This is a genomic window from Microbacterium sp. 22179 (assembly GCF_052045715.1).
GTDB classification, from domain to species: Bacteria; Actinomycetota; Actinomycetes; order Actinomycetales; family Microbacteriaceae; genus Microbacterium; species Microbacterium galbinum.
Genome location: NZ_JBQEPJ010000006.1, coordinates 96,533 through 110,101 on the forward strand (window position 1 = coordinate 96,533; position 13,569 = coordinate 110,101).

Sequence of the window (13,569 nt, forward strand, 5' to 3'; positions counted from 1 at the left end):
AGGAACGGGATCAGACGTCGAGCCCGGCGGGCACCGCCGCCTCGGTCCCGGGGATCCCGTCGTGCTGTGCCTTCTTGTCGGCCATTGCCAGAAGACGACGGATGCGACCGGCGACGGCATCCTTCGTCAGCGGCGGATCGGCATGGTGTCCGAGTTCGTCGAGACTCGCATCGCGGTGTGCGAGACGCAGCTCCCCCGCCACGCGGAGGTGGTCGGGGACCTCGTCGGCGAGGATCTGGAGCGCGCGCTCGACGCGCGCGCAGGCGGCGACGGCGGCCTGCGCCGAACGACGCAGGTTCGCGTCGTCGAAGTTGACGAGACGGTTGACGCCGGCGCGCACCTCGCGGCGCTGGCGCAGTTCCTCCCAGGCCACGGCGGTGCGGTGGGCACCCATCTCGCTGAGGATGGCACGGATCGCCTCACCCTCGCGCACGACCACGCGCGGCATTCCGCGGACTTCACGGGCCTTCGCGGCGACGCCCAGGCGATGCGCGGCACCGACGAGCGCCATCGCGGCCTCCGACGACGGGCAGACGACTTCGAGCATGGCGGAGCGACCGGGTTCGCTGAGCGAGCCGGCAGCGAGGAACGCTCCGCGCCAGAGACCGGCGAGCTCCGAGCGCGAACCGGTCGTCAGGCGGTTCGGAAGTCCGCGCACCGGACGACGACGCTGATCCAGGAGACCGGTCTGACGGGCGAGGGTCTCCCCCGAGTCGATGACGCGAACGGCCCATCGCGCGCCTTCATTGGCGGTGCTGGACTGCACCTGGGCGATCTCGGGACGAACACCGTAGATCTCGGCGAGATCCCGGGCCACGCGACGCGCGAGGGTCTCGGCATCCACTTCCGCTTCGACGGCCACTCGGCCGGCGATCGAGTGCAGGCCGCCGGCGAACCGCAGGATGGCGGTCACCTCCGCGACTCGCACCGTCGGGGGTGCATTTCGGATGCTGACCAGCTCGGCCTTGACGTCGGTGGTGAGTGCCACGGGACTCCTTCTACGTTCACGCGCCGGGTCGCGACGCAAACGTCCAGCTTACCGGCTGGGCGCTCCCCTACTCGCGCCCGAGGTCGCGATGACGGACGTTGACGGCCACCCCGGGGATCGCCGCGAGACGCCGAGCGAGCTCCTCCGACATGGCGACGGAGCGGTGCTTGCCTCCGGTGCATCCGATCGCGATGGTGGAGTGGCTCTTGTTCTCGCGCTGATACCCCTCGAGCACCGGAGTGAGAGCCGCAGCGTAGGCCTCGAGGAACTCCCCCGCCCCCTCGCGAGACAGCACGTACTCGCGCACGGGCTCGTCCTGCCCGGTGAGACCGCGTAACTCCTCGTTCCAGAACGGGTTCGGCAGGAATCGCATATCGGCCACGAGATCGACGTCGGTCGGCAGGCCGTACTTGAACCCGAAGCTGAGCAGCGTCACGCGATGACGCGCCTGCCCCTCTTCGGAGAACAACTCGGAGACCTGTGTCGCCAACTGGTGGATGTTCAGTGTCGAGGTGTCGATCACCATGTCGGCGGACTCGTGGATCGGCGCGAGCCGGGCGCGTTCGCGCCGGATGCCGTCGAGGAGCGTGCCGTCGTTCTGCAGCGGGTGCGGCCGGCGGACGGCTTCGAAGCGGCGGACGAGCACGTCATCGGACGCTTCGAGGAACAGCACCCGCACGGAGCCGCGCGACCGGAGCAGGCGCGCGACCTCCGGAAAGTCGTCGAAGAGGCTGCGTCCGCGCACGTCGACGACGGCTGCGACCTTGGGCAGGGCATCCCCACCCATGTCGGTGAGGTCGATCAGCGGTCGGAGGATCTGCGGCGGGAGATTGTCGACGACATACCAGCCGAGGTCTTCGAGGACGTTCGCCACCGTCGTCCGGCCTGCACCGGACATACCTGTGACGATGAGGAACTCGCCCTTCTCGGACTCGGTCATCTCTCGCTCATCCCTTTCGCCTGGGACACCAGCCTATCGAGTGGCGAGGTGCGTGTGGATGTTCTGCGCCAGCACCGGTCCGATGCCCTGCACCTCCTCGATCTGTCCCGGCTCGGCCGCCCGCAGGGCCGTCACGGATCCGAAGTGCTTGAGCAGAACCTTGATGCGAGCGGCGCCGAGCCCGGGGACCTCGGCGAGCACCGTGGTGATGTCGTTGCGGCGCTTCTTGCGCTGATGGACGATCGCGAACCGATGCGCCTCGTCGCGCAGGCGCTGGAGCAGGTAGAGCGCCTCGCTCGTGCGCGGGAGGATCACGGGGAAATCCTCGCCGGGAAGCCAGACCTCCTCGAGGCGCTTCGCGATGCCGCACACGCTGATCTCCGGGTGCCCCGCGTCGCGCAGGGCACGCGCGGCCGCTTCGACCTGGGGCTTGCCGCCGTCGACGAGGAGCAACTGGGGACGATAGGCGAAGCGAGGCTTCTTGCGACCGGGCTCGCCCTCGACCTCTCCCTCGACGCCGTCGAGCAGCGGGTCGCTCACGACGACCGGGTCCGGGCGGTCGAGATACGCCAGCCGACGGCGCAGGACCTGGTACATCGAGTCGGTGTCATCCGTGGTCTCGGCGATGCCGAACGAGCGGTACTGGTCCTTGCGCGGGAGGCCGTCTTCGAAGACCACCATCGAGGCTACGACGTTCGTGCCGCCCAGATGCGAGATGTCGAAGCACTCGATGCGCAGCGGAGCCTCGTCCATGCCGAGAGCTTCCTGCAGGTCGGTGAGCGCCTGCGTTCGGGCGACGTAGTCGCTGGTGCGCCGCGTCTTGTAGCGGATGAGGGCTTGCTGCGCGTTCAGCGTCGCGGTGCGCATGAGATCCGCGCGCTGGCCACGCTGGGCGACGGCGATCTCGACCTTCTTGCCGCGACGCTCGCGGAGCCACTCCTCCATCTCGGGAGCGTCGTCCGGCAGCGAGGGCACCAGGATCCGCCGTGGCACGTCGGCGGCATCGCCGTAGGCACGCTGGAGCACCTGATCGACCAACTCGGCACCCGAGATGTCGATCTCCTTCTCGATCGTCATCGCCCGGACGCCGCGCACACGACCCCCACGGATCACGAAGTGCTGAACCGCCGCGGCGAGCTCGTCCTCGGCGATGCCGAAGAGGTCGGCGTCCTCATCGGATGCCAGCACGAGGGCGCTCTTCCCGAGCACCGCCTCGATCGCGGAGAGCTTGTCGCGGTACTTGGCCGCCGCTTCGTAGTCCATGGCCGCAGAGGCATCGAGCATCCGCTTGCGGAGGTCGCGAGTGAATCGCTCGTCGCCTCCGGCCATGAACGCGACGAAGTCGTTCACCATCGCGCGGTGCTCCTCGATGGTCACCGTCATCGAGCACGGACCGCCGCACTTGCCGATCTGCCCGGGGAAACAGGGGCGTCCCGTCTGCATGGCTCGCTTGTAACTCGCGTCGCTGCAGGTGCGGATCGGAAACGCCTTGATCATCAGGTCGATCGTCTCGTGCACCGCCCAGACCTTCGGGTACGGGCCGAAGTACCGCGCCCCCGGAATCCTGCGATTTCGGGTGACGAGCACGCGCGGCGCTTCGTCGCCGAGGGTCACCGCCATGAAGGGGTAGGACTTGTCGTCCTTGTAGCGGACGTTGAACGGCGGATCGAACTCCTTGATCCACATGTACTCGAGCTGCAGTGAATCGACATCGGTCGAGACGACGGTCCATTCGACCGAGGAGGCGGTCGTGACCATGCGCCGCGTGCGCTCATGGAGCGTGCGCAACGGGGCGAAGTAGTTCGAGAGTCGCTGGCGGAGGTTCTTCGCCTTCCCGACGTAGAGCACCCGCCCATCGGCGTCACGGAAACGGTACACACCGGGATCGGTCGGGATCTCTCCCGGCCGCGGCTTGTACGGAAGCACATCGGCCATCAGCTGGCCTTGCGCGCGGCGCGCCCATCCCCGAGGATCTCGGCGAGGAACTGCCCGGTGTGACTCTCCTCCACCCGGGCGATCTGCTCCGGGGTGCCCGTCGCCAGGATCTCGCCACCGCCGGAACCACCCTCGGGACCGAGGTCGATGACCCAGTCGGCGGACTTGATGACGTCGAGGTTGTGCTCGATGACGATCACGGTGTTGCCCTTGTCGACGAGTCCGTTCAGCACTTCGAGGAGCTTGCGCACGTCCTCGAAGTGCAGACCGGTGGTCGGCTCGTCGAGCACGTAGATGCTTCGACCGTTGCTGCGGCGCTGGAGCTCGGTGGCGAGTTTCACGCGCTGCGCCTCTCCGCCCGAGAGCGTCGTGGCCGACTGGCCCAGGCGCACGTATCCGAGTCCCACGTCGACCAAGGTCTTCATGTAGCGGTGGATCGCCTGGATGGGCTCGAAGAACTCCGCGGCCTCTTCGATCGGCATCTCGAGGACCTCGGCGATGTTCTTCCCCTTGTAGTGCACGGCGAGCGTGTCGCGGTTGTACCGCTTGCCGTGGCAGACCTCGCAGTCCACGTACACGTCGGGGAGGAAGTTCATCTCGATCTTGATCGTGCCGTCACCCGAGCACGCCTCGCAGCGGCCGCCCTTGACGTTGAAGCTGAAGCGACCCGGCTGGTAGCCGCGCACCTTGGCCTCGGGGGTCTCGCTGAAGAGCGAACGGATGCGGTCGAAGACACCCGTGTAGGTCGCCGGGTTCGAGCGCGGCGTGCGGCCGATCGGCGCCTGATCGACGTGCACCACCTTGTCGAGATTGTCGAGACCGGTCACGCGGGTGTGCTTGCCGGGCACGGTGCGGGCACCGTTCAGCCGGGACGCGAGCACCTGGTAGAGGATGTCGTTGACCAGCGACGACTTGCCCGAGCCGCTGACGCCGGTGACAGCCGTGAGTACACCCAGCGGGAAGCTCGCATCGACGTTCTTGAGGTTGTTCTCGCGAGCCCCGATCACGTTGAGCATGCGCTTGCGGTCGAGTTTGCGCCGCTTGGTCGGTGTCGGGATCTCACGACGACCGGAGAGGTACTCCCCCGTCATCGAAGACCGGTCGTCGAGCAGAGACTTATAGGGACCCGAGTGCACGACCTCGCCACCGTTGACACCGGCCCCAGGGCCGATGTCGACCACCCAGTCGGCCGCCTCGATCGTCTCCTCATCGTGCTCCACCACGATGAGCGTGTTGCCCAGGTCGCGCAGCTTGAGCAGCGTGTTGATCAGACGCCGGTTGTCGCGCTGGTGGAGACCGATGGACGGCTCGTCGAGGACATAGAGCACACCGGTCAGACCCGATCCGATCTGCGTCGCCAGCCGGATGCGCTGCGCCTCACCGCCGGAGAGAGAGCCGGCGGACCTGCTCAGGTTGAGGTACGAGAGCCCCACCTGAAGCAGGAAATCGAGTCGCAGACGGATCTCGCGCAGGACCTGAGCGGCGATCTTCGCCTCTCGCTCCGTGAGGGTCAGCGTCTGCATGAAGGACTGCGCATCGCTCAGGCTGAGGTGCGAGACCTCGGCGATGGAGTGGCCCTGCACCTGGACCGCGAGGACCTCCGGCTTCAAGCGATCGCCGTCGCAGACGGGGCACGGCACCTCGCGGAGGTACTCGCCCCACCGACCGCGCTGCGTGTCGGACTCGGCCTGCAGGTACTGCCGCTCGATGTAAGGGACGACGCCCTCGAACCCGGAGGCGTACCGCATCTCGCGCCCGTACCGGTTCTTCCACTTGACGGTGACCTTGTAGTTCTCGCCGCGCAGCACCGCGTCCTGGATGTCGGAGTGGAGCTCGCGCCAGGGGGTGTCGAGCGAGAAGTCGAGATCGCGGGACAGACCTTCGAGCAGGCGCTCGTAGTACTGGAAGAGACCCTTGCCCTGCGTCGTCCAGGGGATGATGACGCCTTCGCGGATCGAGAGATCCTCGTCGCCGAGCATCAGGTCGACATCGACCGACATACGCGTGCCCAGACCGGAGCACGCGGGGCAGGCCCCGAACGGTGCGTTGAACGAGAAGGTGCGGGGCTCGATCTCGGTCAGGCTGAGCGGGTGCCCGTTCGGGCAGGCGAGTTTCTCGGAGAAGGACTGCCACGCGTCGTCGCCCTCTTCATCGACGAAATTGACCTGGACGACGCCTCCGGCAAGGCCCAGAGCCGTCTCGACGGAATCCGTCACGCGCCCGAGGATGTCATCCGACGCGACGAGGCGGTCGACGACCACGGCGATGTCGTGCTTGTAGCTCTTCTTGAGGGTGGGCGGCTCGGCGAGCTGGATGAGATCGCCGTCGACGATCGCACGGGAGTATCCCTTGGCGCCGAGCTCGCGGAAGAGGTCGACGAACTCGCCCTTCTTCTGTGACACGATCGGAGCGACGATCTGGTAGCGGGTACGCTCGGGCAACTCCATGAGCTGATCGGCGATCTGCTGCACGGTCTGCCGCTGGATCCTCTCGCCGCACTCGGGGCAGTGAGGAATGCCGATGCGCGCCCAGAGCAGCCGCATGTAGTCGTAGATCTCGGTGATCGTGCCGACCGTCGAGCGCGGGTTCCGGTTGGTCGACTTCTGGTCGATCGACACCGCCGGACTCAGCCCCTCAATGAAATCGACGTCGGGCCTGTCGACCTGACCGAGGAACTGGCGCGCGTAGGCGCTCAACGACTCGACATAACGGCGCTGCCCCTCTGCGAAGATCGTGTCGAACGCGAGACTGGACTTGCCGGACCCGGACAGGCCGGTGAACACGACAAGCGAGTCACGGGGAATGTCGATGTCGACGTTCTTGAGATTGTGCACGCGGGAACCGCGAACACTGAGTTTTCCGGGGGTGGCGACGGGGACGATAGGCACCGGACAAGTCTACGAGGGGCCACCGACATTGGCTCCGCAGGGCCTGGATGCTCAGGCGCCTCCGAGGCGCCGCCCCGCGAACGGCCCCAGCCCGTCACGGAGCGCCGACACTTCGTGCACGTCCATCCCGACCGCGGACATCACCTGCGCCGGCACCTCCAGCGCCCGCTCGCGCAGAGCGCGCCCCGCATCGGTGAGGGTGATGTCGAGACGCCGCTCGTCCTCCGCGCTGCGCTCCCGCGCGACGAGCCCGTCGGACTCCAGTCGCTTGACCAGCGGCGACGCCGTGGCCGGCTCCATCGCGAGATCGGCGGCGAGATCGTTCAGGGTGCGAGGCGATCGTTCCCAGAGCGCCAGCATCACCAGGTACTGCGGGTGGGTCAGCCCCAGCGGCTCGAGGATCGGGCGGTAGATCGCCACGACGTTGCGCGCCGCGGTCACCAGCGCGAAGCACAGCTGGTTCTCGAGCCGAAGGAGTTCGTCGGATGCCTTCATCCGGCCAACTATACAACTGCCCTAATCGTTAGTACACTAATCAACATGGCACATGATCCGGAACGGGCTCCCCTGCGCACGCGCATTCGCGAGGCGGGAGGGCTGTACGCCTGGGTGAACACCAACCTCATCCGCTTCGCCGGACCGGCGTCCGTCGGCCCCTACGAGAAGACACCCCCGCCGAGCGCCGCAGAGCGCGCCGAGCGCGCGTGCCCCTTGTGCGGAGCGCCGATGACGGCGCACGAGATCGACCGGTCCGGACCCAAGCCCCTCATCCACTGCCCCTGAGCCGAGGAAGCGCCTGCGACCGGCACGCGAACGGTCGACGCGCCTAGTCGGCTCCGGCGCGCGCGGCATCGATCCAGAACAGCAGTCCGTCATCGTCGGCGATCGCGGATGGGGCGACGTCGATCCATCGCGCACTCATGGTCCGCGGGCCCATCACGGCGCGCTCGGCTCCCTCGCGCAGGAGCAACACTGCCTCGTCTTCGGCTGCGACCTTGATTAGCAGCACGCCTCCCGGCCGGGCCCCGGCGAGGATCCGGCCATCGAGCAGGAATGCTCGGGTCCCGAACATCCTCCGCTCCTCGATACCGGATGCGGGCGCGACGATCGCACGAATCCGGTCGGCGAGTTCTTCGCCCGCAGCATCCATCCGCGCCGCCTTCACCTTCCGAACGCCCTCAGGCGTGACCGGCCCGCTCCATGGCACGCAGTTCCTTCTTGAGGTCCTGCACCTCGTCGCGAAGTCGCCCTGCCAGCTCAAACTTGAGCTCGGCAGCAGCCGCCAGCATCTGGTCCGAGAGGTCTTGGATCGTCGCCTCCAGCTGCTGCGCTCCCTCCGCGGCGATCCCCGTACGTCGGAGGTTCGGGGTGGGCGACTTTCCCTTGCCCGTCGCACGCCCCCTCCCCGACATCAGCTCGGCGGTGTCCGCCCCCTCGCGTGCCAGAACGGCGGTGATGTCGGCGATCTTCTTCCGCAGCGGCTGCGGGTCGATCCCGTGCTCCTTGTTGTACGCGACCTGCTTCTCGCGACGACGATCGGTCTCCTCGATCGCCTTCGCCATCGAGTCGGTCATCTTGTCGGCGTACATGTGGACCTCGCCCGACACGTTTCGCGCCGCACGCCCGATCGTCTGGATGAGCGACGTCCCGGAGCGCAGGAAGCCCTCCTTGTCGGCATCGAGGATCGCCACGAGCGAGACCTCGGGGAGATCGAGGCCCTCACGCAGGAGGTTGATTCCGACCAGCACGTCGTACACCCCGGAACGCAGCTCGCTCAGCAGCTCGACACGACGCAGGGTATCGACATCGGAGTGCAGGTAGCGGACGCGAACTCCGTGCTCGCCGAGGAAGTCCGTCAGCTCCTCGGCCATCTTCTTCGTGAGGGTCGTGACGAGGATGCGCTCATCGCGCTCCACGCGCAGACGGATCTCTTCGAGCAGGTCGTCGATCTGCCCCTTCGAGGGCTTCACGATGATCTCGGGATCGACCAGGCCCGTCGGGCGGATGATCTGCTCGACGATCCCGTCGGCGATCCCCATCTCGTACTTCCCGGGCGTCGCGGAGAGGTAGACGGTCTGCCCGATGCGGTTCTTGAACTCGTCCCATCGGAGCGGACGGTTGTCCATCGCACTCGGCAGACGGAATCCGTGGTCGACGAGCGTGCGCTTGCGCGAGGCGTCGCCCTCGTACATCGCACCGATCTGGGGCACGGTGACGTGCGACTCGTCGATGACGAGGAGGAAGTCGTCCGGGAAGAAGTCGAGCAGCGTGTGCGGCGGCTCCCCCGGAGCGCGACCGTCCATGTGGCGCGAGTAGTTCTCGATGCCCGAGCAGAATCCGAGCTGCTGCAGCATCTCGAGATCGAAGGTCGTGCGCATGCGCAACCGCTGAGCCTCGAGCAGCTTCCCCTGCTTCTCGAACTCGGCCAGGCGCTCTTCCAGCTCTGTCTCGATCGTGCCGATCGAGCGCTGGATCACATCGGTTCCCGCGACGTAGTGCGACGCGGGGAAGATCGGCACGGCGTCGAGCTTCTCGATCACCTCGCCGGTGAGCGGGTGGAGGGAGTACAACGCTTCGATCTCGTCACCGAAGAGTTCGATGCGGATCGCGTGCTCCTCGTAGACGGGGATGATCTCGATCGTGTCGCCCCGCACGCGGAAGTTGCCCCGCGAGAAGTCGACGTCGTTGCGGTTGTACTGCATCGCGATGAACTGACGGATGAGCGCGTCCCGGTCGTACCGCTCCCCCACCTGCAGGGCAACCATCGCACGGAGGTACTCCTCGGGAGCACCGAGTCCGTAGATGCAGGAAACGGTCGAGACCACCACGACGTCGCGGCGGCTGAGCAACGAGTTCGTCGTCGAGTGCCGCAGCCGTTCGACCTCGGCGTTGATGGACGAGTCCTTCTCGATGAAGGTGTCGGTCTGCGGGACGTACGCTTCGGGCTGGTAGTAGTCGTAGTAGGAGACGAAGTACTCGACCGCGTTGTTCGGCATGAGCTCGCGGAACTCGTTCGCGAGCTGAGCCGCGAGCGTCTTGTTGTGCGCGAGGACGAGAGTGGGGCGCTGCACCTGCTCGACGAGCCATGCGGTCGTCGCCGATTTTCCCGTACCCGTGGCCCCCAACAGCACGACGTCCGTCTCCCCGGCGTTGATGCGCGCGGCGAGCTCGGCGATGGCCTGGGGCTGATCACCGGCGGGCGCGTATTCGCTGATGACCTCGAACGGGCGAACGCTACGGGTGGGTTCCATACGTCCAGCGTAGGCGGGGCCACCGACATCGGGGCCCGCTTCCCCTTCGGGCGAACGGCTCTCACACTCTTCCGGAAGGAGACGCGCGCAGAGCGATCGCCGCGATCACCGCCGATGCGGCGCACATCGTGAGGATGCCGGCGATGAACCACTCCCATCCCAGCCCTCCGAAGACGAGACCGAGGATCCATCCGAACAGGCTCGATCCGGCGTAGTAGCCGAAATAGTAGAGCGACGACGCCTGCGCGCGCACCGCCGGATCGGCATCCGTCGGCACCCACCCGGAGGCGATCGCATGGGCACCGAAGAACCCGGCGGTGAACAGCACGAGTCCGGTGAGCACCAGTCCCGTGGTCGGCATCGCCAGGAGTACCGCGCCCGACGCGGTGACGCCGATCGAGACCAGCAGCACGGGGAAGCGTCCGAACCTGCTGGCGAGCGATCCCGCCCAGGGCGAGGAGACCGTGCCGGCGAGGTAGGCCACGAACAGCAGGGTCACCAGCCAGGCCGGAAGCAGGAACGGTGGAGCCGCGAGATGGAAGCCGAGATAGTTGTAGACCGCGACGAAGGCGCCCATCAGCAGGAAACCCTGCGCGTAGACGGCGAGCTGTGGCGCGGAACGCAGCGGACGCAGAAGTCGCGCGAGGATCCCCGGGCCGCCGCCTCGCGCCGCAGGAAGGAAGCCGCGGGCGCGCGGCGTGAGCCAGAGGAACAGAACGGCGCAGACGATGCAGACTGCGGCGACACCCCAGACCCCCGCACGCCATCCGCCCGCCTCTCCGATGCCGCCGGCCACGAGGCGCCCCGTCAGCCCGCCGAGCGTCGTGCCCGCGATGTAGCTGCCCGCGGCCGCCGCCGCGTGCGAGGAGCGGACCTCTTCACTCAGGTAGGCGAGGGCGACGGCGGGCACGGCGCCCAGCGCGATGCCCTCCCCCAGCCGCAGGATCAGCAGCGGGAGGATGCCGTCGCTCAGCGGCGCGCAGATGCCGAGCACGGTGGCGATGATCACCCCCGTCGCCATCGCGGGGATCCGTCCGATCCGATCGGCGACCATCGACCAGGGGACGACGGCCGCCGCCAGCCCGAGCGTTGCGGCGGACACGCTCAGGGCCGCCGATGCCGGTCCGATCCGGAGGTCGGAGGCGATCTGCGGAAGGACGGCCTGGGTGGCGTAGAGCTGGGCGAATGTCGCGACGCCGGCGAAGAAGAGCCCGATGATCAGTCGGCGATACTCCCGTGATCCCGGAGCATGGCCGGTGAACGGTTCGCTCACCGCGCGCGGATCCGCTCCCATAGGGCGTCGGTGCGGGCTTCGGTCTCGTCGAGAGATCCGGACGTGTCGATCACCGCGTCGGCGATCGCGAGACGCTGATCGTCGGACACCTGGGCGTCGATGCGCTCCTTCGCCGACTTCGGGTCCATTCCGCGGATCTCGACGAGGCGACGCAGCCTCTCCGTCTCGGGAGCGTGCGCCACGACGATGAGGTCCCAGGGGTCGTCGACGCGCGCCTCCACCAGGAGCGGGACGTCGTAGACGACGACCGCGTCCTCATCGGCTGCGAAAGCCTCTTCGAAGCGCCGCTGGGACTCGGCGCGGACGGCCGGGTGCACGATCGCGTTCAGGGCGAGGAGCCGCTCGGGGTCTCCGAAGACCTGCGCACCCAACGCCGGGCGGTCCAGCGACCCGTCGTCGGCGATGACGCCGTCACCGAACTCCGCGGCGATCCGACGGAGCACGGGGCTCCCGGGCGCCTGGACGTCACGCACGATCTGATCCGCATCGACGAGGATCGCACCGTGCGAGGCGAGTCGTCGGGCGATGGTCGACTTCCCGGACGCGATGCCGCCGGTGAGCGCGATGAGGGGCATGGTCTCCATCCTGTCACGCGGGAGAACGCGGAACGGGCCGCCACCCGAAGGTGACGGCCCGTTCCTGACGTGATGCTGCTTAGGCGTTGCCACCCGAGAGCTTCTCGCGGAGAGCCGCGAGAGCCTCGTCGTCGGCAAGCGTGCCCGCACCAGCGGTCTCGCTCGAGAACGACTGTCCGCCGAAGTCCTCGCCGGCCGCCGCCTCGGCCTCGGCCGCCTTGGTGACCTGAGCCTTGTGCGCCTCCCAGCGAGCCTGGGCAGCAGCGTACTCCTGCTCCCATGCCTCGCGCTGGGCGTCGAAGCCTTCCTTCCACGCACCGGTCTCGGCGTCGAAGCCCTCCGGGTACTTGTACTCGCCGTTCTCGTCGTACTCGGCGACCATTCCGTAGAGGGCCGGGTCGAACTCGGTGCCGTTGGGGTCGACCGACTCGTTGGCCTGCTTCAGCGACAGCGAGATGCGACGACGCTCGAGGTCGATGTCGATGACCTTGACGAACACCTCTTCGCCGACGGAGACGACCTGCTCGGCCAGCTCGACGTGCTTGCTGGAGAGCTCGGAGATGTGGACGAGGCCCTCGATGCCGTCTGCGACGCGAACGAACGCACCGAACGGAACGAGCTTCGTGACCTTACCCGGGGTGACCTGACCGATCGCGTGGGTACGGGCGAAGACCTGCCACGGGTCCTCCTGCGTCGCCTTCAGCGACAGGGAGACGCGCTCGCGGTCGAGGTCGACCTCGAGGATCTCGACGGTGACCTCCTGGCCGACCTCGACGACCTCGGAGGCGTGCTCGATGTGCTTCCAGGACAGCTCGGAGACGTGCACGAGGCCGTCCACGCCGCCCAGGTCGACGAACGCACCGAAGTTGACGATCGACGAGACGACACCCTTGCGGACCTGGCCCTTGTGGAGGTTGTTCAGGAACGTGGTGCGCGACTCCGACTGCGTCTGCTCGAGCAGCGCGCGGCGGCTGAGCACGACGTTGTTGCGGTTCTTGTCGAGCTCGAGGATCTTGGCCTCGATCTCCTGGCCGAGGTACGGCGTGAGGTCGCGGACGCGGCGGAGCTCGATGAGCGAAGCCGGGAGGAAGCCACGGAGGCCGATGTCGACGATGAGGCCACCCTTGACGACCTCGATGACGGTGCCGGTGACGACGCCGTCGTTCTCCTTGATCTTCTCGACGTCTCCCCAGGCGCGCTCGTACTGCGCACGCTTCTTGGAGAGGATCAGACGGCCTTCCTTGTCCTCCTTCTGGAGGACGAGGGCCTCGACCAGGTCGCCGACGGCGACGACCTCGTTGGGGTCGACGTCGTGCTTGATGGAGAGCTCGCGCGAGGGGATGACACCCTCGGTCTTGTAGCCCACATCGAGGAGGACCTCGTCGCGGTCGATCTTGACGATCGTGCCCTCGATGATGTCGCCATCGTTGAAGAACTTCAGGGTCTTCTCGACCGCGGCCAGGAAGTCCTCAGCAGATCCGATGTCGTTGATGGCGACCTGCTTGGTGGCCGGGGCGGTCGTTGCGGTAGTCATGTAGTGGGTTGTCCTTGTGAATGGAAACTCAGGCCGTGAACAGCGACCGCGCACGGCCGATATCCTGCTTCACAGCGATTGGATTGGATTGATCGTCACGAGAGCATGCGTATGCACGCCACGAGTGACGCTTCAGATTACCAGATCTCGGGATGCTGCGGGGG

General features: G+C 67.3%; 11 protein-coding genes. 1 reads left to right on the plus strand and 10 read right to left on the minus strand.

Annotated elements, in window-relative coordinates; all coding sequences use genetic code 11:
- Positions 1-10: 10 nt before the first annotated feature.
- From whiA to ACTJKK_RS13850, 5 genes are all read right to left on the minus strand, one after another.
- Positions 11-988 carry a DNA-binding protein WhiA gene (gene whiA, locus ACTJKK_RS13830; protein WP_247622127.1) on the minus strand — a complete coding sequence of 326 codons (978 nt, stop codon included), beginning with the start codon at positions 986-988 and terminating at the stop codon, positions 11-13.
- Between the two features lie 67 nt (positions 989-1,055).
- Positions 1,056-1,928 carry an RNase adapter RapZ gene (gene rapZ, locus ACTJKK_RS13835; protein ID WP_440748425.1) on the minus strand — a complete coding sequence of 291 codons (873 nt, stop codon included), beginning with the start codon at positions 1,926-1,928 and terminating at the stop codon, positions 1,056-1,058.
- Between the two features lie 33 nt (positions 1,929-1,961).
- Complete coding sequence (gene uvrC / locus ACTJKK_RS13840) at positions 1,962-3,863, minus strand: excinuclease ABC subunit UvrC (RefSeq protein WP_336640129.1); 1,902 nt, start codon at positions 3,861-3,863, stop codon at positions 1,962-1,964.
- Positions 3,863-6,751, minus strand: coding sequence for an excinuclease ABC subunit UvrA (uvrA, locus tag ACTJKK_RS13845; RefSeq protein WP_440748426.1), 2,889 nt, complete (start codon positions 6,749-6,751; stop codon positions 3,863-3,865). Before uvrA ends, uvrC begins: the two co-directional genes overlap by 1 nt.
- A 51-nt stretch (positions 6,752-6,802) precedes the next feature.
- Entirely contained in the window at positions 6,803-7,246 is a 444-nt protein-coding gene (locus ACTJKK_RS13850; RefSeq protein ID WP_440748427.1) for a MarR family winged helix-turn-helix transcriptional regulator, read from the minus strand.
- Between the two features lie 45 nt (positions 7,247-7,291).
- Between ACTJKK_RS13850 and ACTJKK_RS13855 the strand changes: the two genes are divergently transcribed.
- Positions 7,292-7,534, plus strand: coding sequence for a hypothetical protein (locus ACTJKK_RS13855; protein WP_247622122.1), 243 nt, complete (start codon positions 7,292-7,294; stop codon positions 7,532-7,534).
- Positions 7,535-7,577: 43 nt separating this feature from the next.
- On the opposite strand, the gene ACTJKK_RS13860 is transcribed toward ACTJKK_RS13855, so the two are convergent.
- The 5 genes from ACTJKK_RS13860 to rpsA all read right to left on the minus strand — a co-directional run bounded on the left by ACTJKK_RS13860 (position 7,578) and on the right by rpsA (position 13,405).
- Complete coding sequence (locus ACTJKK_RS13860; RefSeq protein ID WP_247622121.1) at positions 7,578-7,901, minus strand: TfoX/Sxy family protein; 324 nt, start codon at positions 7,899-7,901, stop codon at positions 7,578-7,580.
- A gap of 28 nt (positions 7,902-7,929) precedes the next feature.
- Positions 7,930-10,002, minus strand: coding sequence for an excinuclease ABC subunit UvrB (gene uvrB, locus ACTJKK_RS13865; protein ID WP_247622120.1), 2,073 nt, complete (start codon positions 10,000-10,002; stop codon positions 7,930-7,932).
- 61 nt (positions 10,003-10,063) lie between these two features.
- Entirely contained in the window at positions 10,064-11,275 is a 1,212-nt protein-coding gene (locus ACTJKK_RS13870) for an MFS transporter (protein WP_440748428.1), read from the minus strand.
- A complete protein-coding gene (gene coaE / locus ACTJKK_RS13875) occupies positions 11,272-11,871 on the minus strand; it encodes a dephospho-CoA kinase (protein WP_440748429.1) in 600 nt (199 codons plus the stop codon). The genes ACTJKK_RS13870 and coaE overlap by 4 nt, the downstream gene beginning before the upstream one ends.
- 79 nt (positions 11,872-11,950) lie before the next feature.
- A complete protein-coding gene (rpsA, locus tag ACTJKK_RS13880; protein ID WP_247622117.1) occupies positions 11,951-13,405 on the minus strand; it encodes a 30S ribosomal protein S1 in 1,455 nt (484 codons plus the stop codon).
- Between the last annotated feature and the right edge of the window lie 164 nt (positions 13,406-13,569).